The following is a 22454-nucleotide window of genomic DNA, read 5'->3' on the forward strand; positions in this document are numbered from 1 at the left end:
TCGCACCCGGGGGTGGCCCGCGCGCCGGAGGGTCCGGGCTTCTCTCAGGTGGTCGACGGGGGCGGCCCGGCGACGGCGGCGGCGAGCCGATCGGCGAGGGCGGCGACGGCCGCCCGCAGCTCCGGCCCGGCGACGACCGTGAACGGCACCTGCAGCTGGGCGAGGTCGCTCGCGTACCCCGGCAGGTTGCTCGTCGTGCCGACCAGCCGGGTCCGGCCGGGGCCGTCGGGCTCCAGCCGACCGAGGGTGCGCGGCACGTGGTCGAGCCGCTCCAGCGGCAGGTCGATGACGACCTCGGTCGCGTGCTCCCATCCCGCGCCGAGGTGCTCCTCGAGGGAGGCGACGGGGTCGAGGTCGTCCGGCACGCGAAAGGTGCTGTCCAGCAGGTCGACCCGGTGGACGCGGTCGACCCGGTAGGTCCGCACCGACCCCGACCGCAGCGACCGGCAGAGCAGGTACCACCGCCCGTGCCGCACGACGACGGCCCACGGCTCGACGTCGGTCGCGAACTCGCGGCCGTTCTCGGAGCGGTAGTGCACCGTGACGCACCGGGTCTCGGTGCGCGCCCGCACGAGCGCGACGGTGGTCGCCGGGTCGGGCCGCGCGGCTCCGCGGTCCGGGGCGGCGGCGGTGGTGCGCCGCACGACGTCGGCCTGGTCGGCGACGTGCTGCGGCATCGCCCGCAGGAGCTTCGCGACCGCCACCCCGACGGGGTCGGTCGGGTCGGCCGCGGCGTGGTGGCCGTCGAGCACGGCCATGACGAGCCCGAGCGCCTCGGCGCTGCTGAAGACCAGCGGCGGGAGCCGCGTGCCCCGGCCGAGCCGGTAGCCGCCGGCCGGCCCGCGCGTCGACTCCACCGGCACCTCGGCGTCGCGCAGGATGCCCACGTAGCGCCGGACCGCCCTCGCGGACACCCCGAGTCGCTCGGCGAGCCGCTCGGCGGTGATGCCCGGCTCGTCCTGGATCGCCTCCATCGTGATGAGGGCGCGGGCGGCCGGGCTGGTGTCGGGGCGCACGCCGCCATCCTCAACCGGACGCCGACCGTCCGCAACCGCCCCTACGGTGCTGCGCATGACCGAGATGCTGCTCCTCCACCACATCCAGGGCCTGACCCCCGGGGTCGTCGACCTCGCCGACCGCTTCCGCGCCGCCGGGCACACCGTGCACACGCCGGACCTGTTCGAGGGCCGCACCTTCGCCTCGATCGACGAGGGCGCGGCGTACGTCGGGTCGGTGGGCTTCGCGGAGTTGCGGGCCCGCGGCGTCGCGGCCGCCGACGGGCTCGGTGACGGGTTCGTCGTCGCCGGCATCTCGCTCGGGGTGATGGCGGCCCAGCAGGTGGCGCAGAACCACACCGGGGTCGCGGGCGCCCTGCTGTTCGAGGCGTTCGCCGACCCGTCGAACTTCGGCACGTGGCCCGACGGGCTCCCGGTGCAGGTGCACGGCATGGCCGACGACCCCTTCTTCGGCGCCGAGGGGGACGTCGACGCCGCGCGCGAGTTCGTCGAGGGACGTTCCGCCGCAGAGCTCTTCGTCTACCCGGGCAACGTCCACCTGTTCGTCGACAGCTCCCTGCCGTCGTACGACGCGGACGCCACTGCGCTCGTCGTCGAGCGCTCGCTGGAGATGCTCGAGCGCCTGCCGTGAGCCGTACCCCGCCGCCGTGGGAGCCGCCGCTCGCCGGCTCCGAGGCCGAGCAGCTGCTCGGGTCCCTGGACCGGATGCGCGCCACGTTCCGGTACAAGGTGGACGGCCTCGACGCCGACGGGCTGCGTGCGACCATCCCCACGTCCGCTTTGAGCCTCGGGGCGCTGCTCAAGCACCTCGCGACGGTGGAGGACTTCTACTCGACCCGACGCCTCTCCGGCACGGCGATGCCGGACGCCTGGGACGACAACGGCTGGGACGACGAGGACGACTGGGAGATGACCTCCGCCGCGTCCGACCCGCCGGAGGTGCTCTACGCGCTGTACGACGGTGCGGTGGAGCGCAACCGGGCACTCGTCCGTGAGGCGGTCGCCACTCGTGGCCTCGACGGGGAGGCGCACGCGGCGGACGAGGAGGGTCGGCACGCGAGCATCCGGCGGCTGTTGTTCGACCTCCTCGAGGAGTACGGCCGGCACACCGGCCACGCCGACCTGCTCCGCGAGTCGGTGGACGGACGGGTCGGTGAGGACCCGCCGGAGGACTGGCGTCCACCGGGTGGGGGCGCGCCGTCCTGAGCCCTCACCGGAAGGTGGTCAGCGTGGTGTTGATGAGTCGAATGAGGTTGTGGCTCAGGCATTTCGATGCCGTCCAACCCTTGCAGTTCGGTCGTGTGTTCGATAGGATCGGACCACGAGGGGAGGGGGAGCACATGGGCACCAGCAGCAGGTCCGACGACCTCCTCGACGCGGTGCGCCGGGCGCGCTCGACCCTCTCCACCGGGCGTGCCCACGGCACCCGGGACGGGACTCGGGAAGAGCTGACCGCGACCCTCGGCGAGCTGCGGGCCCTCGTCGACGAGGCGACGGCACTGCAGGACGAGGTCCTCGTGGGACTCGTGTCGCTCGAGCCCGAGCGGGCCGAGGACGGCACCGTCCGCGAGGTCCGCAGGGCGCCCGGCCACGTGGCGCTCGACGCCCCGGCCATCGTCTCCGGAGTGCTGTGCCTCTCGGCGGTCGCCGCCGAGCAGCGGGTCCGGGACGCAGTGCGACGGGCCGCGGACGGCCCCGAGGGCACGGCGACCGAGACGGGGCTCGGCGGCCTGCACGCGGCGATGGGGCAGGGCCGCCTCGACGCGTACCGCGCGCACGTCGTCGCCGCCGAGCTCGAGGCGTGCCCGGCGGACGTCCGCCGCACGGTCGTCGCCGCCCTCGACGAGTGGTTCGCGCGCGAGGACGCCGCCCGGCTGCGCCGCCGCGTCCGCCGCCTGCTCGCGACGATCGACCCCGACCTCCTGCGGCAGCGCGCCGAGCGTGCCCGCGCCGCGACGGGCCTGCGCCGCTGGGTCGACGAGCCCGGGGTCGACACGTGGCTCGGGACCTTCCCCAGCGAGGAGGCGCGCGGGGCGTGGGCCGCGATCGACGCGCTGGCGCAGCGCTACGTCGACGACGGGACGTGCGCGCGCATCGACCGGGCCCGGGCCCGCGCGCTCACCGACCTCGTGCTCCAGCAGGCCACCGTCACCACCACCGTCGTGGAGCACGAGGCCCACCCGGTCACCGGCGCCCTCCTCGACACCATCGACGCGCTGGCGACCACCGCGTACCGGCCGGGTGCGGCCCTCGCGGCCTTGGTCCGGGCGCGGGACGGGCACTGCCGCTTCCCCGGGTGCTCCGTCGCGGCTCGCTGGTGCGACCTCGACCACGTCGTGCCGTGGCCCGCCGGCCCGACCAGCGCCCTCAACCTCGTCTGCCTCTGCCGCCGCCACCACCGCACCAAGCAGCGGCCCGGATGGCGCACGCGGCTGGCACCGGACGGGACCTACACCGTCCTCGATCCGACCGGGCGGGTCCGCACGACCGACCCTCGCGACCACCTCCGAGAGCGGCGCCCGCGGGACCTCCCGGTCCCCGACGACCTCGCCGCCCCACCGGGTCGGCCCCGGCTCACCGTCCCGGACGGTCCGCACAGCGACCTCGAGCACGCGCTCGAGTCGCTCCTCGGCGGCGACCAGTGGGGACGAGCGCCCTGCCGGGTCGAGGTCCGCCGCCCGAGCCGACGGTTCACGGTCGCACCCACGGGCGACCACCCACCTCGCCGGCCTTCGTCCCCCTGGCCCGACGCCCCACCCTTCTGACCCTCAGGAGCGCGGCGCCCCCACCGCGCGCCGCCACGCGGTGAACGACTGCACCGGCACGCTGCGTGGCCGCACGAGCCACGGGTAGGGATGGACCTCCACCGGAGCCACCGCGGCAGCGCGTCGGGCGAACCCGGGCACGGGCGCGTGGGTGACCGCGAGCCGCCGACCCGTCAGCTCCTCCGCGACCACGCCCAGCCGCACCTCCAGCGGACGTCGCGTCGCGAGGTCGCCGAGCGTCTCGGCGAGGAACACGAGGCGCTTCCCCGAGAGCCGGAGCCCGGCCAGCAGCGGCTCGTCGAGGACGAACACCGCCGGGCGCTGCTCGTCGGCGGCGAGCGCGGGGTCGGCGTCGCCGAGGGACTCCGCGGTCAGCCAGACCTCGTCCGCCCCGCCCCCCTCCACCCGCTCCGGGCCCGCCGGGACGGGCGCCCGCCCGAGCGGGGGCCCGTCCGCCGGTGCGCCGACGCCCTCGTCGGGCCAGCCCTCGACGGGACAGCGGTCGGCGAGTGCGCACCCGCGGCACAGGGCCGACGCCCGCTTCTCGACCTGCCAGCGGCTGAACCCGTACGGACGCCCGGACCCGGTGCCGACCGTCCACTGCCACCCGAGCCGGTTCGCGGCCCGCGAGCCGTCGAGCAGGTGCGCGAAGAAGACGTCCTCGCCGGCCCGCCAGTCCGCGCCCGCCCGCACCGCCCACTGGGAGGCCAGCCACATCCGCGTCTGGTTGACCAGCCAGCCGTCCTCGACGAGCTCGCCCGTCGTCGCCGCCATGCACGCCATCTCGTCGGGCCACGGGGTCGGCCAGCGGTCCGCCGTCCGCGGCTGCTCGCGCCGCAGCGGTCGGCCGAGGGCCCGGCCGACCCGTGCGTAGAGGTGACGGGCGTACTCCTGCCAGAGCAGCTCGTCGCGGTACTTCGCCCGGTCGCGGGCCGGGGCGTCGGCGACCGCGTCCCAGACCTCGCGCAGCGTCACGAGGTTGTAGCGGATGTACGGGGACATCCGGCTGGCCCCGCGCCGCTCGGCCGGGAGGACCGTGCTGCGGCGCGACGCGTAGCCGCTGACGTCGAGCGTCGCGAGCGCGGTGTCGGCGGCGGTCTGCCCCCCGACGTGACCGCCCCGCCGCGTGCCGTCGGCGCCCTCGCGCACGAGGTGGCCGAGGTGCTCGCGCACCCACGCGACGGGGTCGTCACCGCCGGGCGGCGGCGGGGTGGGGAGGCGCATGCTCCGTTCTACCCCGCCGCCGATGCGGACCCGCTGTGGCTCAGCACTTCTCCCAGTAGCCCGTCGAGGTCTGCTTGAGCGTCGCCGTGTAGTACGTGTTGTAGAGGCCGAGGTTCTGGTTCGAGCCGGTCGCGTAGGCGTAGCCGCCGGACTGGTAGGCCCGGCCCGCCGTGACGTGTGCGTAGTTCGTCGCGGTGACGCAGGTCGGCGTCGCGGTGGGGGTCGGAGTCGGGGTGGGGGTCGGGCTCGCCGTCGGGGACGCGGTCGGCGTGGCCGTCGGGGTCGGCGTCGGGGCGGTGCCGCCGTCGAGCCCGAAGAACCGGACGTCCTGGTAGGCGGCGCACACCGAGGTGTCGATGAAGTACGCACCGGCCGTGCCGCACTGCGCGGTGCCCGTCCCGGGGTCGACGGCCGTGCCGTGCGTCATCCCCTGGACGCGGGTGACCCGCACCCGCCCCGCGTAGTCCTCGTACGTGACACCCGAGGCGACGGTGCCGCTGCTCGTCGGCGTCTGCGACAGGCCGGCGACGTTCGTGAACTGGTCGCGCAGCTCGCCGGCGTTCATCGGGGCCACGGTCGTGTCGGACGTCCCCTGCCAGATCGAGACGAGTGGCCGCTTGCCCGTGTACCCGGAGTACGCGGCGCGGACGAGGTCGCCCCACGCGGCCGGCGTCTTGTCGACACCGGGGTTCATGCACGAGAACGCGTCGAGCGTGCTGCTCGCGCAGCGGTAGGGGAGGCCGGCGTTGATGGACCCGCCCGCGTAGGTGTCGGGGTAGGCCGCGAGCATGACGGCGGTCATCGCCGCCCCGGCGGAGAGGCCGGTGACGTAGACCCGAGCGGAGTCGAGGCCGTAGGAGGACACCGCGTAGTCGGTCATCTGCTTGATGCTCAGCGCCTCGCCCTGCCCACGCGCCGTGTCGGACGCCTGGAACCAGTTGAAGCAGGAGCTCGAGTTGTTCGCGCTGCTCTGCTGGGCGAGCACGAGGGCGAACCCGTTACGGTCGGCCATCTCGCGCCACCCGGAGTTCGCGAAGTACGTCGACGCGTTCTGGGTGCAGCCGTGCAGCTCGACGACGAGCGGTGCGCCGGAGGGCAGCCCGTCGGGTCGGTAGCTGTACATCGCCAGAGCGCCGGGGTTGCTGCCGAACCCGGTCACCTGCGTGAGCCCGGCGGCCCGCGCGGGTGGCGAGGTCGTCACGACGAGGCCGACCGCCCCGAGGACGGCGAGCGCCACGAGGAGGACCAGGCTGCGCCCGAGGGCGGTCGCGCGGGCGGTGGACGGTGTGGACGTCATCGGTCTGCCTCCGTTTCCCGGCGGCTCCGTCGACGCCGGACCGGGACACCGTGCCACCCCCACCGCGATGCGACGGTGGCGTGCGACCCCAGGACGAGCGGTCGCCACTGGGCCCGTGCGACATGGTGCGCGACGACACCGCCGCGCCCCGGTTCAGCCGGACGTCGCCGGGGACCCGATCCGCTCGCCCATCCGCACCGGAGCCCCGAGCGTCAGCGGCTCGACGACCCCGGCCCCCCGCGAGCACACGAGGACGACGGTGGACCCGAACTCGAAGTGCCCGAGCGGGTCTCCGGCCGCGAGGTGGTGCGGCTCGTCGTAGTCGTACCGCTGCACCTCGCGCCGGTGGGCGTTGGTGTGCAGCCGCTCGTCGAAGGCGAGGCGCGTCATCCCGACCATCGTCGCGCCGACCGGCACGACGGCCACGTGGCCGCCGCCCTCGGTCTCCATCCGCACGACGATGCGCTCGTTGCGCGCGAAGAGGTCGGCGACGTTCGCCACCGCGGCGCTGTTGACCGGCCAGAGGTCGCCCGGGACGTAGGTGGCCGCCGTGACCCGACCGTCGATCGGGGCGTGGATGCGGTGGTAGTCGCTGGGCGAGAGGTACAGGGTCGTGTAGGTGCCGCCCTCGAACAGGTCGGCGTACGCCCGGTCCGCGAGCAGGGCCGCGAGCGAGTAGTCGTGCCCCTTGGCCTGCACCAGCGTGTCGGACACGACCTCGCCCCAGGCCCCGACCGTGGCGTCGACGGGCGAGACGAGCGCCCCCGGGGCCACCGGCCGCAGCCCGGGCGCGAGGGTGCGCGTGAAGTACGCGTTGAGCGTCGGGTACTCCTCGAGCGGGAGCTCCGCCTCGCGGGGGTCGGCGCCGACGACGCGGCTGAAGCCGCCCAGCACGGTGGCGCGCCGGCGGCGCGGGATGGTCCGGCTCGCCAGCCAGCCGGCGCCGCGGCTCATCCCGTGCCGGGGCAGGACCGAGACGAGGGCGATGAGGAGGCGTCCGAGCACCCGGCCAACCTAGCAAGGGCGGCCGACGCCGATCCTGAGCCGATCTTGACGCGATCTTGCTCGAGCACCCCGTCGCGGCGCCGATGAGCGGGGTGGACATTGCCGTTCCGGAGAAAGGCCCCCCATGACACGCACGACCCCCAGCGGCGTCGAGCGTACGTTCGGTCGCGACGAGATCATCGTGACCAAGACCGACCTGCAGGGTCGGATCACGTACGCGAACGAGGTGTTCTGCCGCGTCTCCGCCTTCGACGAGGCGGACGTGCTCGGCAAGCCGCACAACATCATCCGCCACCCGAGCATGCCCGCGGGTGTGTTCAAGCTCCTCTGGGACCGGCTGCAGGCCGGCCAGGAGCTCTTCGCCTACGTCGTCAACATGGCCGGCGACGGCGGTCACTACTGGGTCTTCGCCCACGTGACCCCGACGTTCGACGCCCGTGGCTCGATCATCGGCTACCACTCGAACCGTCGCGTGCCGAGCCGCTCGGCCCTCAACGTCATCGAGCCCCTCTACCGCGAGATCCGCTCGCACGAGGCCTCCTTCGGCCGGGCCACCGAGGCCTCCGCCGGCGGCCTCGCCTTCCTGCACGAGCGCCTCGAGCAGCTCGGCATGACCTACGACGAGTGGGTCTGGTCCCTCGCCACGGAGGTCGCAGCATGAGCATCGTCACCGCACGCCGCCGCGGCGCCACCAAGGACAAGGGCGCCTCCGGCCGCCGCAGCGAGGTCGAGGTGCTGCGCGAGGCGCTGGCCGAGGCCCGCCGGGTCGCGGCCGCTGCCGGGGCCGGCGACTCCGAGGCCCGCTTCACCCGCATCGACGGGGAGGACGCCTTCCCCGAGGTCACCGGGCTGCGGCTCGCCCTCAACGACTCGCTCGACCGCACCGATGCCTTCGCCCGCGAGGTGACCGGCGCGCTCGAGGCCATCATCGAGGGCCGCTACTACCGCCAGGTGCTGCCCGCCGGCCTGTTCGGCTCCTTCCTGCGCGGCGCCGGCGCCATCAACGCGGCCCGCGCGGCGATGATCGAGGCGGAGGGCCGCTCCAAGAGCGCGGTCACCGAGCGCCTCGAGCTCGCCGACCGGTTCGAGGAGACCGTCCTCGCGGTGTCCCAGCAGGTCGCGGCCGCCTCCACCGAGCTGTCGGCGACGGCCGCCAACCTCGGCCGCTACGCGGAGGACGCGGTCGGCCAGGCCGACGCCGCGACGACGACGATGGCCAACCTCGACGGCGCCTCGCGCGAGATCGAGAACGTCGTCGGGTTCATCTCCTCGGTCGCCGCACAGACCAAGCTCCTCGCCCTCAACGCGCAGATCGAGGCGGCCCGGGCCGGCACAGCCGGCCGCGGGTTCGACGTCGTCGCCTCCGAGGTCAAGTCGCTCGCCGAGACCACCGCGAAGTCGACGGAGGACATCACCAACCAGGTCCAGGAGATGATCGCCGCCTCCGGCCGCAGCATCAACGCGATCCAGTCCGTCCACGGCATGGTCCGCGACATGTCGCCGATGGTCGACGACCTCCGCTACGCCGTCGACGGCAACGCCTCGATGTCGGACGGGGGCTACGGTCTCGACCCCCGCGTCGGCCAGGGCCTGGCCCAGATGGCCGAGATGCTCCGCGCCGAGGTCGGGACCTTCCTCGATGTCATGCGCCGCACCTGAGGCGGCGCCCCCCGGGCTGGACGGGCACCGGTCGCGCGCACTCCGGAGCGCGACCGGTGCCCGTCCTGTACGCCGTGCAGAAATCGACGAATGTGACGATTCCTGCACACCCGTCCGCAGGCGCCCGGATCAGGTGTGGTCGCGCAGGTACCGCCCGAAGTGCGGCACGGTGAAGGCGATGAGGCCCCGCTCGCCGGAGTAGATGAGGCCCTTCTTGAGGAGCGCGTCGCGGGCCGGCGAGAGCGACTGCGGCTTGCGTCCGAGGTGCGCCGCGACGTCCGCGGTGGGGACGGCGTCGGCGTCGTCGGTGCCCCCGGCCGCGGCGGCGACCTCCGCCATCGCCCGCAGGTACTCGCGCTCACCGGGCGTCGCCCGCTCGAACCGCGACCCGAAGAACCCGACCGCCAGCTCGGCCTCGGCCTCCGGCGCCGCGACCTCGACGTCGGCCGGCGTGATGGGCGAGCCGGGTGCCCTGTCCCACACCGCCTTCCCGTAGGCCTGGATGAAGTAGGGGTACCCGCCGGTCGCGAGGTACATCGCCGCGAGCGCGTCCGGCTCGTACTCCGCCCCTTCGTCGGCCGCCGGCCGCACGAGCGCCGCGTCCGCCGCGTCGCGGTCGAGCCGGTCGATGCGCGAGTACCGGAACAGCCGCTCGGAGTACGACTTCGAGGCCGACAGGACCGCCGGGAGGTGCGGCAGCCCGGCGCCCACGACGATGAGCGGCAGCCCGGTCTGGCTGATCTCGTGCGCGGCCGCGCAGAGGGCCGAGACGTCCTCGGGCCCGAGGTCCTGCATCTCGTCGATGAAGACGGCGATGCCGCGGCCGGTGTCGGCCGCCGTCCCCCCGAGGTCGGACAGCAGCTCGACGAGGTCGATCTCGACGTCGCCCGAGTCGGCGCGCCCGGTGACCGCGGGCACGGTGATGCCCGGGTTCCAGCGGTCGCGCAACTTGGGGGCCGACCGGGCCGAGCGGCCCGACTCCGGCTCGCGCTGGGCGAAGGACCGGATCACCCCGAGCGCGTGGTCCCCGGCACCTCCCGCCGGCCCGAGCTCGCGCACCGCCTGGTGCAGGGCCGACGACAGCGGCCGCCGCAGGGACTGGTCGGGACGCGCCTCGAGCTTGCCGGTGCCCCACCCCGCCCGCACCGCGGCCGAGCGCAGCGCGTTGAGCAGGACGGTCTTGCCGACGCCCCGCAGACCGGTGAGGACCACCGAGCGCTCGGGGCGGCCCCGGGCCACCCGCTCGAGGACGACGTCGAAGGCGTCCAGCTGCTCGTCGCGGCCGGCGAGCTCGGGCGGCCGCTGGCCGGCGCCGGGGGCGTAGGGGTTCCGGATCGGGTCCACGATCACACCGTATGGGCATCTCTAGCCCTGACCCGATACATCCGCAGACGCCCCGATCGTGTCGCTCGCTGACATACGCCGACCTTGTCCTGCCCCGGAGCGCGTCGCGCGACCGCTCGCACCACCACGGGGACCGTTCGTCGACGGCGCCGGGCCTACCCGTGGGTCACCCCGCGGGCCGGGGAAACAGTCGGGGCGCCCCGGGACCACCACAATGACGTGAGGACCACGACGATGACCGACCACCCATCGACCGGACCAGCCCGCACCACCCCCACCGACGGCAACACCGCCTGCCGCCTCCTCGGGCGACGCGCCCTCCTCGCGGGCGCCGGTGGCGCCGCGACCCTCGCGGCCACCGGCCTCGTCAGCGGGAGCGGGGCCGTGGCCCGGCCCACCGCCGGTCTCGCGACCGCGACCGCACCGACCCCGCTCGCGCTCCTGCGCCGGATGATCTCCTTCGACACCCAGAACTTCGGCGAGGGCGGCAAGACCCGGGCGCACGCGCAGTGGCTGCGCGGCGTCTGGGACGCCGCCGGCGTCCGCTCCGAGATCATCCCGACCCCCCAGCCGGACAACGTCCACCTCATCGCGCGGATCAAGGGGACGACGTCGGCACGGCCGCTGCTCCTGCTCGGCCACTCCGACGTCGTGCCCGTCGAGCGCGAGAACTGGTCGGTCGACCCCTTCGCCGCCGTGGTGAAGGGCGGCGAGATCTACGGTCGTGGCGCGCTCGACATGAAGGGCGCCAACGCGGCGTCCATCGCCGGGCTGCTGCGGCACGTGCAGGAGGGGCACCGGTTCGAGCGAGACATCATCGTCCTCACCGACTGCGACGAGGAGGCCGGCAGCTACGGCTCGGGCTGGCTCGCCGAGAAGCACTGGGACAAGCTCGACGCCGGGATGGTGCTGACCGAGGGCGGCTGGTTCCTCGCACAGTCCAACGGCAGGACGCCGATGCTCGTGACGGTGACCCGCCAGGACAAGGTCTACTTCAACCTCGACCTCTACGCCTCCGGCACCGCGACGCACTCGTCGAAACCGATCCCGGACAACGCGATCGTGTCCCTGTCGCGGGCGGTCGCCGACATCGGCGACGACCTCGCCCCGGTGCACCTCACGAAGGTCACCCGCGAGTACTTCTCCGCCCTCGCCCGGGCCACCGACGACCGCCGGTTCGCGAACGCGATCCGGCTGATGCTCGGCACCCGCAGCACGAAGGTCCGCGAGCGGGCCGCCGCGCTCGTCGTCCGGCACTCCGACTACCCCTACCTCCACTCGGCGCTGCTGCGGACGACGACCGCCTTCGTCATCGAGGACGCGGGGTACAAGGAGAACGTCATCCCGTCCGAGGCGCACGTGCGCGTCAACTGTCGGGGCATCCCCGGTGGCGAGAAGCCGCGTGACTTCGTGGCGCGGCTGCGTCGGACGCTGCGCGGCAGGGACATCGAGGTCCGTCTGGGGGCACCCGAGGGCGTCAGCGAGGCCGACTACCTCGACCAGCTCGACGAGACGTGGGCCACCGCGCCGGCGTCGCTCGACACCCCGCTCTACGACGCGATCGAGCGGGCGGCGAGGCGCACCTACCCGAAGGCCGTGTTCTCGCCGGCGCTCTTCGAGGCCGGGACGAGCCTCGGCCCGTGGCGCGAGCGGGGCATCCCCGGCTACGGCGTCTACCCGTACGTCATCGACAACGACCAGCTCATCGGGATGCACGGCAACGACGAGCGGATCTACGTCGAGGCCCTCGAGCGCGGCACGGACTTCATGTACCGGGTCTTCGACGGCTTCCGCGCCTGACGCCGGCCCACCACGCCCGCGGACCCGCCCCGCACCACCCCCTGACCGGAGGTGGTGCGGGGCGGGTCCGTTCGTGCCCGAGTACGGACCACAGCGGTCAGCTGCCGCCGTGCGTCTCCTCACGGACGGTGTCGGCGACCTTGTCCGCGTCCGAGCGCGCCGTGCCGCGGGCCACGGCGCTCGCCATCGGGGCGTCCTGCACCTGGACGAGCCCCCGCTCCCGGTCGCCGAGGACGAAGGTCGCGCGGGTGAAGGCCTCCGCTCCGGGGGTGGTGACGACCGGGACGCACCGGAAGCGCGCGGTCAGCTCGTCCCGGGTGATCGTCGTGCTGACGTAGCCCCGCAGGTTGGTCCAGAACCGGAGGTTCGGGTTCCACGCGGCCCACGGGTGCGTGCCGTCGGCCTCGTCGTAGCCGTCGCCGCCCGAGGTGATCGAGGAGGTGACGAGCTCGGACCCGACCACCCGGCCCTCGTCCCCGTCGAGGAACAGGTCGGACGCCCAGTGCGCGTGCACGTCACCCGTGAGGACGACCGGGTTGCGCACGCCGGCGTCGACCCAGCCGCGGGTCACCCGCTCGCGCGAGGCGGGGTAGCCGTCCCAGGCGTCCATCGAGACCGTCGTCGCGGCGCCGGGGTCGTTGTCGCGGCGGCCGAAGAAGACCTGCTGCCCGAGGAGGTCCCAGCGGGCGCGCGAGCGGCGGAACCCGTCGAGCAGCCAGCGCTCCTGCGCGTGCCCCGGCAGCGAGCGTGCCGGGTCAGCGGCCTCCGGGCAGTCCTTGTAGCCGTCGCCGCACGCCTGGTCGGAGCGGTACTGCCGGGTGTCGAGCATGTGGAACGTCGCGAGCGAGCCCCAGCCCACCCGCCGGAACAGCTGCAGGTCGGGCCCACGCGGCACCGACGTGCGGCGCAGCGGCATGTTCTCGTAGTAGGCGCGGTAGGCGGCCGCCCGCCGGTCGAGGAACCCCGGTGTCTCCGAGACCTTCTCGGGCACGTCGTCGGCGTAGTTGTTGTCGACCTCGTGGTCGTCCCAGACCGCGAGCCACGGGGCGGCGGCGTGCGCCGCCTGGAGGTCGGGGTCGGTCTTGTACTGCGCGAGCCGCTGCCGGTAGCCCGCGAGCGTCGTCGTCTCCGGGCCGGCGTGGTGGCGGCCGATCCCGTCGCCGGCGCCCTCGTACTGGTAGTCCCCGAGGTGGAGCACGAGGTCCGGCCGCTCGTCGGCGAGGTGACCGTAGGCCGTGAAGTACCCCGCCGGCAGGTTGGAGCAGGAGGCGAAGGCCATCGTCAGCGACGTCGGGGACTGCCAGGGCGCGGGGGCGGTCGTCGCGCGGCCGGTGCGGGTGACGAAGCGTCCGAGGCGGAAGCGGTAGAAGTACTCCCGGCCGGGCAGCAGGCCGCCGACCTCGACGTGCACGGCGTGCGCGCGGGCGGCCCGGGCCGGGACGACCCCGGAGCGGACGACCTGGTGGAAACCCTCGTCCCGGGCGACCTGCCAGCCGACGACGAAGGTGCGGTCCGGCATCCCGCCGAGGCCGTCGGCGGCCAGCGGCTCGACGGCCAGCCGCGTCCACAGGACGAAGCCGTCCGGGGAGGGGTCGCCCGAGGCGACGCCGAGCGTGAAGGGGTCGGTGCGCGGCGTCGGCGCGGCCGCGGTCGGGCGGGCGTCGGCGCGCAGGGCGACCGTGGACGTGGCGGCGCCGGCGGCGGCGACCGCCCCGACGCGCAGGAGGGTCCGGCGGGAGGCTGTCGTGGTCATGGCCGCCACCCTCGCCGCTGGTCGGCGACCGGCGGGAGAGCACGGCACGAGGGGTGCGTGAAGGGTCCGTGTCCCCCGGGTGGCCGGTGTCCCTGCGGTTCGTCCGGTGCGGGTCAGGGGAGCGTCAGCAGCGGGTGGAGAACCGGGGCCGGGGCGTCGATCGCCGCGTCTGGGCCCGTCTAGCCGTGGTACTAGAGAATCACAGACGAGACCATCGACACGGGTTTGCCCCGGCGGACGGGGCGTGCGACAGTGGCGAGAGAGCCCCGCACGGGCTCCCGGACGATGGGTGCCGTACCCGGTGACGCGACAAGACGGCCCGCAGGAGCACGTCATGTCGTGGGTCGTCCTCGTCCTCTCCGGTGTCCTCGAGGCCGTCTGGGCCACCGCCCTCGGCCGGTCCGAGGGCCTGAGCCGTCCGGTCCCCGCCGTCGTCTTCGTCGTGGCGCTCGCCGCGAGCATGGGCGGCCTCGGCTGGGCGATGCGCGAGCTGCCCGTCGGCACCGCCTACGCGGTGTGGGTCGGCATCGGCGCCGTGCTCACGGTGTCCGTCGCGATGGCCACGGGCGAGGAGCCGGTCTCGCTGCTGCGGGTCCTGCTCGTGCTCGGCATCGTCGGCTGCGTCGTCGGCCTCAAGCTCGTCTCCTGACCCGACTCCGTGCCGGGCTACACCGCAGTAACTGCCGCTGTGGCGACACTTACTGCGGTGTAGCGCGCGATCGGGCCGGGGTCAGGGGACCTGGGGCTCCGCGCCGCCGGCGGCCTCCATCGGGCGGCCCTCCGCGTGCCAGGCGCGCATCCCGCCCTCGAGGTTGGCCACCTCGTAGCCCTGCTGCGCGAGCCACGGCAGCACCCGCGAGACCCGCCCGCCGGAGCGGCAGGTGACGACGAGCGGCTCGTCGCGGTCGAGGAAGGGCGCGAGCTCGTCGAGGCGCTGCGGCAGCTCGGCCATCGGGATGTGGACGGCGCCGGGGGCGTGGCCGCGGTCCCACTCGTCCTGCTCGCGGATGTCGAGGAAGGCCGCGTCGTCGGGGACCGCGGAGACCGGCACGTCGGGGAACTCGCTCATGCCCCCAGCATCGCGCACGCCCCGGGCCCGGCCGGCGGTCGCGTCCGCGCTACTTGAGGAACTTGCTCGTGCGCCGGTCGGCGAGAGGCTTGCCGCCGGTCTGGCACGTGGCGCAGTACTGGAGCGACGAGTCGGCGAACGAGACCTCGCGGACGACGTCGCCGCACTCGGGGCAGGTCTCGCCGGTGCGGCCGTGCACCCTCATCCCCGCCCGCTTGGCGTCCTTGAGCTCCTTCGCCGGCTTGCCCGAGGCGGTCGCCACCGCGTGGGCGAGGGTCTCGCGCAGCGCCGTGTACAGGCGGGTCACCTGCTCGGCGTCGAGCTTCGCCGCGATCGCGAACGGCGACAGCTTCGCGACGTGCAGCACCTCGTCGGAGTAGGCGTTGCCGACCCCGGCGATGATCGACTGGTCGCGCAGCAGCCCCTTCACCTGCATCCGGTGCTCCGCGAGGATGCCCGCGAAGACCTCCTGCGTGAACTCGTCGGCGAGCGGGTCGGGCCCGAGCGAGACGATGCCCGGCACGTCCTCGACGCGGTTGACGACGTAGGCGGCGAGGCGCTTCTGGGTGCCGGCCTCGGTGAGGTCGAAGCCCGACGCGTCGTCGAACCGCACCCGCAGCGCGATCGGCGACTTGCCCGGCCGCAGCACCGTCGCCGGCATCGCGTCGGACCAGCGCAGCCAGCCGGCCCGGGCGAGGTGGAAGACCAGATGCGTGCCACCGCAGTCCAGGTCGAGGAACTTGCCGTGCCGCGACACCCCGTCGACCGGGGCGCCGACGAGGGCGTCGGGCGGCGGCGTGAAGGTCTTGAGCACGTGGAAGCTCCCGAGCTCGACGCCGGTGACGACGAGCCGGTCGGTGCGCTGGGCCAGGAAGTCGGCCAGCGCCTGCACCTCGGGCAGCTCGGGCATGGCCCGACGCTACCGTCCACCACCGACGCGGGGGAGGTCAGCGCTCGTCCGGGTCCTCGACGACGTAGGCCGGCGGGTCCTCGGACGAGGTGACGACGGTGGAGGCGTACTCGCGCAACGTGCGCTGCGGCACCCCGCCCGCCCACAGCCCGCGCACGCGACGGGACAGCTCGTAGCCGTCGGGGCCGCGCACCACCGGCACCTCGAGCCGCTCGGTCGGGGCGGGGGCGATGTCGTCCGTGGCCATCGGGATGACGTGCGAGAGCACCTGCTGGCCGGCGGTCAGCTCGCGGATCGCGATGCCGCGCACCCGGTCCGGTCGCGCCGCCGCGAAGTCGGTGTAGATGCGCGGGTCGTGCTGGCCGTCGTCACCGACGAGGAGCCAGCGCACGTTCGGCAGCTCACGGGCCAGCCGGTGCAGCTGCGCACGCTTGTGCTCCTGCCCGGACCGGAACCAGCCGGTGTTCGTCGGACCCCAGTCGGTGAGCAGCATCGGACCCGCCGGGTAGCCGTTGCGCTGCAGGAAGCGGGTCAGCTGCGGCGCGGTGTTCCACGCGCCCGTCGAGAGGTAGACGACCGGCGCCTCGGGGTGCGCGGCGAGCAGCTCGCGGTACATCGTGGCCATCCCGGCCACCGGGCGCCGGGCCCCCTCGGAGCGCAGGAACGTGTTCCAGGCGGCGATCATCGGGCGCGGCAGCGAGGTCGACAGCACCGTGTCGTCGATGTCGGAGATGATCCCGTGCGTCACCTGCGAGCCCACGACGAGCACCGGCACGTCGATGGTCTCGGCCCGCGGCGAGGAGAGGAACACCTGGTGCCAGCCGGGGGTCAGGCCGTGCCCGCGGATGACGAGGTCGATGAACCCGCCCCGGTCGGTGCGCGTGCTGACCAGGCGCTCGTTGACCCGCACCGTCACCGGCTCCTCGACCGCCGGCGTCGCGAAGAACGCCTTCCAGCCCCGGGTCTCGAGCTCGACGGCGCGCAGGCGCGCGGCGTACGTCGGCTCGGTCGGCTCGTCCTCGGGACGCCCCCGCGTGTGGATGACGCGCCCGAACACGCGCAGCTGCGATGAGCTGCCGTAGCCCGTCGAGGGCACGATCCGGGTCACCCAGCCGCGCGCCTCGAGGAACCGCGCCTTGCGGCTCGTGTAGGCATCCTCGACGAGGGCTGCCGCGTGGGGACGCGCCATGACCCGACTCTAGGACACGCCGATCAGGCGCCCGCACCACCCGGGGCGGCGCTGCCGCGCAGGACACCCGCGACGACGTCCTCGGCGAGGACCCGCACCTTGACGTTGCGGTCCTGGGAGGTCTTGCGCAGGATCTCGAACGCGTCGTGCTCGGGCACCCCCCGCATCGCCATGATGACGCCCTTCGCCTGCTCGATGACGGCGCGGCTGGCCATCGCCTGCTCGAGCTGGCCGGCGAGCTCGCGCATCCCGTCGAGGGCGGTGACGGCGACGACCGCGTCGGCGCACCGGCTCGCGGCGACCCGGACGAGCGCGGCGTCGAACCCGTCGAAGGCGTCCGTGGCCCAGGCGTAGAGGTTGAGCGCCCCGACGCACTGGTCACCGCTGACCAGCGGGACGGCGTACAGGCTGCGCAGGCCGTCCTCGCGGGAGGCCTGCGCGAAGAGCGGCCAGCGCCCGTCGTCGGAGCAGAGGTCGGCGACGAGCTGCTCCTCGCGGGTGCGGGCGGCCTCGAGGCACGGCCCCTCGTCGAGCGCGTACTGGACCGCGTCGATCTCGAGGGTCTGGACGGTCGTGTAGGCGGCGGTGTGCGGCCGGTCCTTGGACAGGATGGTCACCCCGACCTCGTCGCAGCCGTCGACGGCCCGGCGCACGGCGTGGACGACGCGCTCGAGGTAGTCCGACAGCTCGCCCATCGACTCCAGGACCCCGCTGACCTCATCGGTCAGCCGGGCCAGGAGTGCGGTCTGGTCGGTGTCCTCGTTCTCCGGCGGTGGGACGGTCAACGTGTTCGTCATCAGGGGAATCCTCCGAGGTCACCCGGTCTGCTCGACGTGCAGGATACCGAGCGGCTGCACGTCGGGGGCGCCACCAGTGCCACGATGGGACGCATGCCGCGCCGGTACCGGAAGACCTCGACCACGGCGCCCGCGGGCTACTTCGCCTGGGAGGCCGCCGGGCTGCGTTGGCTCGCGGCCGCGCGCGGCGCCGACGTCGCCGAGGTCCTCGACGACGGGCCGCACCACCTCGAGCTGCCGCTGCTCGACGCCGCCCCGGCGACGCCGACGGCCGCCGAGGAGCTGGGCCGCGGGCTTGCGACGCTGCACGCGGCCGGCGCCCCGGCGTGGGGCTGCGCGCCGGAGGGCTGGGAGGGCGACGGCTGGCTCGGCCCGCTCAGCGAGCCCCTGCCGCTGGCGCTCGGTCGGTGGGACACCTGGGGCGCGTTCCACGCGCAGGCCCGCGTGCTGCCCCTGGCCCGGTTGGGCCGCGAGCGCGGGACCTTCGACGACGACGCCGTGGCACTCCTCGAGCGGCTGGCCGAGCGCCTGGCGTCCGGCGCCCTCGACACCCCGGACGAGCCCGCGCGCATCCACGGCGACCTCTGGTCGGGCAACGTCGTGTGGACCCGCGACGGCGCGGTCCTCATCGACCCGGCCGCGCACGGTGGCCACCGCGAGGGCGACCTCGCGATGCTCGCGCTCTTCGGCGCCCCCGGCCTCGAGCGCCTCCTCGCGGCGTACGACGAGGCGGCCCCGCTCGCCGACGGCTGGCGGGAGCGGGTGCTGCTGCACCAGGTCCACCCGCTGCTGCTCCACGCGGTGCTCTTCGGCGGCGGCTACGTCCGGCAGGCGCTCGACGCGGCACGGCGCTACGCCTGACCGCGCCTCGCGCGCTCGTGCCGCGGACGGAAAACGACACATTCGACGATTCCTGCACGCCGCAACCCACGCCCTGCACCCCTCGTCCCGCCGACGCGACGTACGGAAAACGACACATTCGACGATTCCTGCACACCGCAACCCACGCCCTGCGCACGGACGGAAAACGACACATTCGACGATTCCTGCACACCACGGCGGGCGCGGACATACTGGCCCGATGAGCGAGCGCGTCGACGTCACCCTCCCCGACGGCACGATGCCGGCCCACCGCTGGCTCCCCGAGAGCGGCACCGGTCCCGGCATCCTCCTGCTCCAGGAGATCTTCGGCGTCAGCCCCTACATCCGCCGGCGCGCCGAGGACCTCGCCGCCCTCGGCTACGTCGTCCTGGCCCCCGAGGTCTTCTGGCGGCTCGGGGTCTCCGACGTGCCGAACGGCCCGTCGATGCTCGAGGAGGCGATGGGGCTGCTCGGCCGGCTCGACTGGGACGCCGCCGTCGCCGACTCGACCCAGGCGCTGAAGGCCCTGCGCGACGACGAGGCCGTGACCGGCGGCGCCGGCGTGGTCGGCTTCTGCTTCGGCGGCGGGCTCGGCTACGCGGTCGTCGCCGGCGAGCCGGCCGACGCCCTCGTCTCGTTCTACGGCTCGGCGCTGCCCCAGCTCGTCGACGCCGTGCCGTCGGTGTCGACGCCCTCGCTCCACGTCTTCGGCGAGTCCGACGCCTACCTGCCGATGGACGTCGTCGAGCGCATCACCGAGTCGGTGACCGGCGGGGACACCCCGGCCGAGGTCGTCACCTACCCCGGCGCCGACCACGCCTTCGACAACGACGACTTCGTCAACCACGACGCCGCGGCATCCGCCGCCGCCTGGGCGCGCACCGAGGAGTTCCTCGCCCGCACGCTGCCCACCGGCTGACCCGACCGGCCGGCAGGCCCCGGGGTGTTGCGGGTCAGGCGCAGGCGCAGGGCATCGCGTGGCACTTCGGGCAGCCGTCGGCGTAGCGCGCGAGCGCCGCGTCGAGGTCGACCCCCGTCTGGTTCGCGAGCGAGGCCACCCACGCGACGACGTCGGCGAACTCGTGCTCGCGCTGCGCGGCCGTGCCCTTGCGCACCGCCTGCGCGAGCTCGCCGACCTCTTCCGCGAGCCACGCGACGGTGCTCGGCACCCCGCGCTCGCGGTCGCGCTCACCGTAGGTCTGCTCGATGACGCGCTGCAGGTGGCCGAGGTCCATGCCCGGCAGCCTACGAGGCGGCCCGACCCTCAGTTGAGGGACGCCCCGCCGAGGTCGGTCGGCGTCGGGACGGCACGGAAGCGCTGGACGATGGCGGTCTCGCGCGTCAGCAGGCTCAGCACGAGCCGCAGCCGGGTCACGGCGTCGGCGGAGTCGAGGACCCGTTGGCGGTCACCCGGCTCCAGGACCATCCGCTCGACGATCCGGTAGGCGAGGTCGACCGGTCGGCCCTCGACCGGGTCCGCCGTGGCCCCGAGCGCCTCGAGGTAGGCCGCGTGCGCGGCGAGCACCCGGGCCGCGAGCGCCCGCAGGTCGGGGTCGGACGCGGCGGCCGGCTCGAGCAGCCACGAGACGCGACCGGTGATGAACGAGGTGCCCGCACGGTCGTCGATGCCGTCGAGGCGGAAGCGTCGCCCGCCCCGGGCCACGAGGTGCACGACCGCGCCGGCCGAGCCCTGCGCGATGGCCATCGCGTCGACGACCGCCTCGCAGCCGATCTCGTGCAGGTCGGTGGCCGCGCCCTCGCCGACCTCGTGCCCCTGGCGGATCCGGACGATGCCGAAGCGCCGCTCGCCCTCGGGCTCGTCGGCCAGCCGCTGCGCGAGATCGAGGTAGCGCGGCTCGAAGAGCTGCAGCGGCATCCGGCCGCCGGGCAGGAGGACCCCGCCCAGGGGGAAGATCGGCAGCGACTCCATGCCCCAACTGTAGGCACGCGGCGACCTGCCGCACCCGATGCATCCGCACCCTTCGCGTCACGGGTCGAAGCGCCGGCCGGCGCCTCGTCAGACGAGGAGGCCCAGGGCGCGCGCAGGGGTGCTCGTCGCGGCGGTGAGCACGTCGTCCTCGGGCAGCCCGACGACCTCGAGGCACCAGCGGACGCACCCGGCGAGGGTCGAGGTGCTGCCGGCGATGGACCCGGTGTCGCTCGTGCGCGCCGTCCCCCCGGTGACCTCGACCTCCAGGCCGCCGAGCCGGTACCGGCCGTCGCCGAGACCCGTCGCGGCCATCGCGTCGGAGACGAGGGCGATGCTCTGCGGCCCGACCGTCTCGAAGACCATCCGGACGACCTCGGGGGCCACGTGCACGCCGTCGGCGATGAGCTCGACGACGGCGTCGCCCCGGGCCGCGGCGGCAAGGGCGGCGGCGACCGGCCCGCCGGCGCGGTGGTGCATCGGCGCCATCCCGTTGAAGAGGTGGGTGACGAGCGCCGGGGCACCCTGGAGGTCGGCGACGGCGGCGAGGGTCCGTGCGGTGAGGGCGGCGTCGGCCTCGGTGTGCCCGACGGCCGGGCGGACCCCGTGCTCGACGAGGGCGCGCACCAGCCGGTCGGCGCCGGGCAGCTCGGGGGCGACCGTCATCTGCCGGAGCGCGTCCGGCGCCCCGGTGAGCGCCGCCGCCTCCGCGAGCCGCTCGACGAGCGCGGGCTCGGGGTCGGCCAGCGCGGCGGGGTCGTGGGCGCCGCGACGGCCGTGCGCGAGGAAGGGCCCCTCGAGGTGGATGCCCGCCAGCGTGCCGTCCGCGACGAGCGGACCGAGCGTCGCGACCCGCGCCACGAGGTCGTCGAACGGTGCCGAGACGAGGCTCGCGACGAGGTGCTCGACCCCGTCGGCGCGGTGGTGGGCGGCCGCGGCCCGGGAGCCGTCGGTCGCGAGGCCGAGCTCGGCGCCCGCGGCGCCGTGGCAGTGGATGTCGACGAGGCCGGTCACCTCCCCGACGCTACCGGCCGCCCGGGCCGTCCCACCGGGGCTCCCCTCCGGGCTCCCACCGGGGGCACAGGTGCGGCCGCTACGGTCCGTGCCCGTGGACGTCGGGCAGGTGTGGCAGCGGGTGCAGCCGGTGGGGGAGGTCTCCCTCTCCGGCCGGCCGCTGCTCGTCGTGCTCGTCGCGGCCCTGGTCGCCGTCGGGGTCGGGCCGGTGTGGTCCGTGCTGCGGCTCGGCGTGACGCTCGTCCACGAGCTCGGGCACGCCGTCGTCGGGATGCTGTGCGGCCGCCGCTTCACCGGGTTCGTCCTGCGCGGCGACATGTCCGGGCACGCGGTGACCGTCGGGCCGGCGCGCGGCCCCGGCCGGGTCGCGACGACGTGGGCCGGCTACCCGGCGCCCGCGGTGGTCGGCGCCGCGCTGGCCTGGCTGGCCGTGCGCGGCTGGGCCGCACCGGTGCTCGCGGCCGTCCTCGTCGTCCTGCTCGTCGCGCTCGTCCGGTCGCGGTCGGCGCTCACGCTGCTCGTCGTGCTCGTCGTCGGGGCGCTCACCGCCTGGCTGTGGTGGTCCGGCGCGACCCGGGTGCAGGCGCAGGTGCTCGTCGGGGTGGGGCTCGTCCTCGTCGTCGGCGCGTGGCGCCACCTCGCGGCCGTGGCCGGGGCGCGCGACCCCGGCACGAGCGACCCCGCCGTCCTCGCGCGGCTGACCCGCGTGCCGCGCGTCCTCTGGCTGCTGAGCTTCGTGCTCGTCCTCGGGGTGTCGACGTGGGTGCTCGCCGGCACCGTCGTCCCCGCCCTCCGCACCTGACGGCCACGCGCGCGGTCCGACC

At 74.7% G+C, this 22454-nt stretch carries 23 protein-coding genes and 1 riboswitch; of the genes, 10 read left to right on the top strand and 13 right to left on the bottom strand.

Annotated elements, in window-relative coordinates:
• Window positions 1-44: 44 nt before the first annotated feature.
• Window positions 45-1016 (bottom strand): helix-turn-helix transcriptional regulator, encoded by a 972-nt coding sequence (locus KMZ30_RS08195; RefSeq protein WP_215513523.1) that lies wholly within the window; start codon window positions 1014-1016, stop codon window positions 45-47.
• Between the two features lie 55 nt (window positions 1017-1071).
• On the opposite strand from KMZ30_RS08195, the gene KMZ30_RS08200 reads away from it, so the two are divergent.
• The 3 genes from KMZ30_RS08200 to KMZ30_RS08210 all read left to right on the top strand — a co-directional run bounded on the left by KMZ30_RS08200 (window position 1072) and on the right by KMZ30_RS08210 (window position 3781).
• A complete protein-coding gene (locus KMZ30_RS08200; protein ID WP_215513524.1) occupies window positions 1072-1647 on the top strand; it encodes a dienelactone hydrolase family protein in 576 nt (191 codons plus the stop codon).
• On the top strand, window positions 1644-2222 hold the full coding sequence (locus tag KMZ30_RS08205) for a mycothiol transferase (protein WP_215513525.1): 579 nt from the start codon (window positions 1644-1646) through the stop codon (window positions 2220-2222). Before KMZ30_RS08200 ends, KMZ30_RS08205 begins: the two co-directional genes overlap by 4 nt.
• Before the next feature lie 134 nt (window positions 2223-2356).
• Complete coding sequence (locus tag KMZ30_RS08210) at window positions 2357-3781, top strand: HNH endonuclease signature motif containing protein (protein ID WP_215513526.1); 1425 nt, start codon at window positions 2357-2359, stop codon at window positions 3779-3781.
• 3 nt (window positions 3782-3784) lie between these two features.
• Here the strand turns inward: KMZ30_RS08210 and KMZ30_RS08215 are convergent, their stop codons facing one another.
• From KMZ30_RS08215 to asd, 3 genes are all read right to left on the bottom strand, one after another.
• Window positions 3785-5005, bottom strand: a complete 1221-nt coding sequence (locus tag KMZ30_RS08215; protein ID WP_215513527.1) for an FAD-binding domain-containing protein — start codon at window positions 5003-5005, stop codon at window positions 3785-3787.
• Between the two features lie 40 nt (window positions 5006-5045).
• Window positions 5046-6302: an extracellular catalytic domain type 1 short-chain-length polyhydroxyalkanoate depolymerase gene (locus tag KMZ30_RS08220; RefSeq protein WP_215513528.1), complete on the bottom strand. Its 1257-nt coding sequence runs from the start codon at window positions 6300-6302 to the stop codon at window positions 5046-5048.
• 153 nt (window positions 6303-6455) lie between these two features.
• On the bottom strand, window positions 6456-7307 hold the full coding sequence (gene asd / locus KMZ30_RS08225) for an archaetidylserine decarboxylase (RefSeq protein WP_215513529.1): 852 nt from the start codon (window positions 7305-7307) through the stop codon (window positions 6456-6458).
• Window positions 7308-7431: 124 nt separating this feature from the next.
• Between asd and KMZ30_RS08230 the strand changes: the two genes are divergently transcribed.
• Both KMZ30_RS08230 and KMZ30_RS08235 read left to right on the top strand, forming a co-directional pair.
• Window positions 7432-7968, top strand: coding sequence for a PAS domain-containing protein (locus KMZ30_RS08230; RefSeq protein WP_215513530.1), 537 nt, complete (start codon window positions 7432-7434; stop codon window positions 7966-7968).
• Entirely contained in the window at window positions 7965-8966 is a 1002-nt protein-coding gene (locus KMZ30_RS08235; protein WP_207023803.1) for a methyl-accepting chemotaxis protein, read from the top strand. The genes KMZ30_RS08230 and KMZ30_RS08235 overlap by 4 nt, the downstream gene beginning before the upstream one ends.
• Before the next feature lie 129 nt (window positions 8967-9095).
• Here KMZ30_RS08235 and KMZ30_RS08240 read toward each other — a convergent pair whose 3' ends face one another.
• Window positions 9096-10310 (bottom strand): ATP-binding protein, encoded by a 1215-nt coding sequence (locus KMZ30_RS08240; RefSeq protein ID WP_207023800.1) that lies wholly within the window; start codon window positions 10308-10310, stop codon window positions 9096-9098.
• A gap of 234 nt (window positions 10311-10544) precedes the next feature.
• Between KMZ30_RS08240 and KMZ30_RS08245 the strand changes: the two genes are divergently transcribed.
• The gene (locus tag KMZ30_RS08245) at window positions 10545-12110 is read left to right on the top strand and encodes a M20/M25/M40 family metallo-hydrolase (RefSeq protein WP_215513531.1); all 1566 of its coding nucleotides are present in this window, start codon (window positions 10545-10547) and stop codon (window positions 12108-12110) included.
• Window positions 12111-12207: 97 nt separating this feature from the next.
• On the opposite strand, the gene KMZ30_RS08250 is transcribed toward KMZ30_RS08245, so the two are convergent.
• Window positions 12208-13863: an alkaline phosphatase D family protein gene (locus KMZ30_RS08250; protein ID WP_215513532.1), complete on the bottom strand. Its 1656-nt coding sequence runs from the start codon at window positions 13861-13863 to the stop codon at window positions 12208-12210.
• A 258-nt stretch (window positions 13864-14121) separates the two neighbouring features.
• Window positions 14122-14187, top strand: a riboswitch (guanidine-III (ykkC-III) riboswitch).
• Window positions 14188-14197: 10 nt separating this feature from the next.
• Here KMZ30_RS08250 and KMZ30_RS08255 point away from each other — a divergent pair.
• Window positions 14198-14512 carry a DMT family transporter gene (locus tag KMZ30_RS08255; protein WP_030527182.1) on the top strand — a complete coding sequence of 105 codons (315 nt, stop codon included), beginning with the start codon at window positions 14198-14200 and terminating at the stop codon, window positions 14510-14512.
• An 81-nt stretch (window positions 14513-14593) separates the two neighbouring features.
• On the opposite strand, the gene KMZ30_RS08260 is transcribed toward KMZ30_RS08255, so the two are convergent.
• The 4 genes from KMZ30_RS08260 to KMZ30_RS08275 are packed head-to-tail and all read right to left on the bottom strand — an operon-like array spanning window position 14594 to window position 17828.
• A complete protein-coding gene (locus tag KMZ30_RS08260; RefSeq protein ID WP_215513533.1) occupies window positions 14594-14932 on the bottom strand; it encodes a rhodanese-like domain-containing protein in 339 nt (112 codons plus the stop codon).
• 49 nt (window positions 14933-14981) lie between these two features.
• Complete coding sequence (locus KMZ30_RS08265; RefSeq protein ID WP_215513534.1) at window positions 14982-15842, bottom strand: Fpg/Nei family DNA glycosylase; 861 nt, start codon at window positions 15840-15842, stop codon at window positions 14982-14984.
• A gap of 37 nt (window positions 15843-15879) precedes the next feature.
• Window positions 15880-17031, bottom strand: coding sequence for an App1 family protein phosphatidate phosphatase (locus KMZ30_RS08270; RefSeq protein ID WP_215513535.1), 1152 nt, complete (start codon window positions 17029-17031; stop codon window positions 15880-15882).
• A 23-nt stretch (window positions 17032-17054) separates the two neighbouring features.
• Window positions 17055-17828: a GAF and ANTAR domain-containing protein gene (locus KMZ30_RS08275; RefSeq protein ID WP_215513536.1), complete on the bottom strand. Its 774-nt coding sequence runs from the start codon at window positions 17826-17828 to the stop codon at window positions 17055-17057.
• Window positions 17829-17864: 36 nt separating this feature from the next.
• On the opposite strand from KMZ30_RS08275, the gene KMZ30_RS08280 reads away from it, so the two are divergent.
• Both KMZ30_RS08280 and KMZ30_RS08285 read left to right on the top strand, forming a co-directional pair.
• Window positions 17865-18689, top strand: coding sequence for a fructosamine kinase family protein (locus tag KMZ30_RS08280; protein ID WP_215513537.1), 825 nt, complete (start codon window positions 17865-17867; stop codon window positions 18687-18689).
• A gap of 220 nt (window positions 18690-18909) precedes the next feature.
• On the top strand, window positions 18910-19608 hold the full coding sequence (locus tag KMZ30_RS08285; RefSeq protein WP_215513538.1) for a dienelactone hydrolase family protein: 699 nt from the start codon (window positions 18910-18912) through the stop codon (window positions 19606-19608).
• Between the two features lie 34 nt (window positions 19609-19642).
• Here the strand turns inward: KMZ30_RS08285 and KMZ30_RS08290 are convergent, their stop codons facing one another.
• From KMZ30_RS08290 to KMZ30_RS08300, 3 genes are all read right to left on the bottom strand, one after another.
• Entirely contained in the window at window positions 19643-19924 is a 282-nt protein-coding gene (locus KMZ30_RS08290; RefSeq protein ID WP_030527189.1) for a MazG nucleotide pyrophosphohydrolase domain-containing protein, read from the bottom strand.
• 29 nt (window positions 19925-19953) lie between these two features.
• Window positions 19954-20619 carry an LON peptidase substrate-binding domain-containing protein gene (locus KMZ30_RS08295; RefSeq protein ID WP_215513539.1) on the bottom strand — a complete coding sequence of 222 codons (666 nt, stop codon included), beginning with the start codon at window positions 20617-20619 and terminating at the stop codon, window positions 19954-19956.
• A gap of 87 nt (window positions 20620-20706) precedes the next feature.
• Window positions 20707-21630 carry an N-acetylglucosamine-6-phosphate deacetylase gene (locus tag KMZ30_RS08300; protein WP_215513540.1) on the bottom strand — a complete coding sequence of 308 codons (924 nt, stop codon included), beginning with the start codon at window positions 21628-21630 and terminating at the stop codon, window positions 20707-20709.
• A gap of 94 nt (window positions 21631-21724) precedes the next feature.
• Between KMZ30_RS08300 and KMZ30_RS08305 the strand changes: the two genes are divergently transcribed.
• Window positions 21725-22432, top strand: a complete 708-nt coding sequence (locus KMZ30_RS08305; RefSeq protein WP_308279808.1) for a M50 family metallopeptidase — start codon at window positions 21725-21727, stop codon at window positions 22430-22432.
• Window positions 22433-22454: the final 22 nt, after the last annotated feature.

Origin of the sequence: Phycicoccus mangrovi, from assembly GCF_018729305.1 — a bacterium.
Taxonomy (GTDB): Bacteria; Actinomycetota; Actinomycetes; order Actinomycetales; family Dermatophilaceae; genus Phycicoccus; species Phycicoccus jejuensis.

Excerpts from the sequence above, each read along its gene's own strand:
- KMZ30_RS08270 (WP_215513535.1), bottom strand. The coding sequence starts at position 17,031 with ATGGCGCGTCCCCACGCGGCAGCCCTCGTCGAGGATGCCTACACGAGC.
- KMZ30_RS08295 (WP_215513539.1), bottom strand. The coding sequence starts at position 20,619 with ATGGAGTCGCTGCCGATCTTCCCCCTGGGCGGGGTCCTCCTGCCCGGC.
- KMZ30_RS08200 (WP_215513524.1), top strand. The coding sequence starts at position 1,072 with ATGACCGAGATGCTGCTCCTCCACCACATCCAGGGCCTGACCCCCGGG.
- KMZ30_RS08245 (WP_215513531.1), top strand. The coding sequence starts at position 10,545 with ATGACCGACCACCCATCGACCGGACCAGCCCGCACCACCCCCACCGAC.
- KMZ30_RS08275 (WP_215513536.1), bottom strand. The coding sequence starts at position 17,828 with ATGACGAACACGTTGACCGTCCCACCGCCGGAGAACGAGGACACCGAC.
- KMZ30_RS08230 (WP_215513530.1), top strand. The coding sequence starts at position 7,432 with ATGACACGCACGACCCCCAGCGGCGTCGAGCGTACGTTCGGTCGCGAC.
- KMZ30_RS08265 (WP_215513534.1), bottom strand. The coding sequence starts at position 15,842 with ATGCCCGAGCTGCCCGAGGTGCAGGCGCTGGCCGACTTCCTGGCCCAG.
- KMZ30_RS08255 (WP_030527182.1), top strand. The coding sequence starts at position 14,198 with ATGTCGTGGGTCGTCCTCGTCCTCTCCGGTGTCCTCGAGGCCGTCTGG.
- KMZ30_RS08215 (WP_215513527.1), bottom strand. The coding sequence starts at position 5,005 with ATGCGCCTCCCCACCCCGCCGCCGCCCGGCGGTGACGACCCCGTCGCG.
- KMZ30_RS08290 (WP_030527189.1), bottom strand. The coding sequence starts at position 19,924 with ATGGACCTCGGCCACCTGCAGCGCGTCATCGAGCAGACCTACGGTGAG.
- KMZ30_RS08260 (WP_215513533.1), bottom strand. The coding sequence starts at position 14,932 with ATGAGCGAGTTCCCCGACGTGCCGGTCTCCGCGGTCCCCGACGACGCG.
- KMZ30_RS08210 (WP_215513526.1), top strand. The coding sequence starts at position 2,357 with ATGGGCACCAGCAGCAGGTCCGACGACCTCCTCGACGCGGTGCGCCGG.
- KMZ30_RS08235 (WP_207023803.1), top strand. The coding sequence starts at position 7,965 with ATGAGCATCGTCACCGCACGCCGCCGCGGCGCCACCAAGGACAAGGGC.
- KMZ30_RS08250 (WP_215513532.1), bottom strand. The coding sequence starts at position 13,863 with ATGACCACGACAGCCTCCCGCCGGACCCTCCTGCGCGTCGGGGCGGTC.
- KMZ30_RS08220 (WP_215513528.1), bottom strand. The coding sequence starts at position 6,302 with ATGACGTCCACACCGTCCACCGCCCGCGCGACCGCCCTCGGGCGCAGC.
- KMZ30_RS08285 (WP_215513538.1), top strand. The coding sequence starts at position 18,910 with ATGAGCGAGCGCGTCGACGTCACCCTCCCCGACGGCACGATGCCGGCC.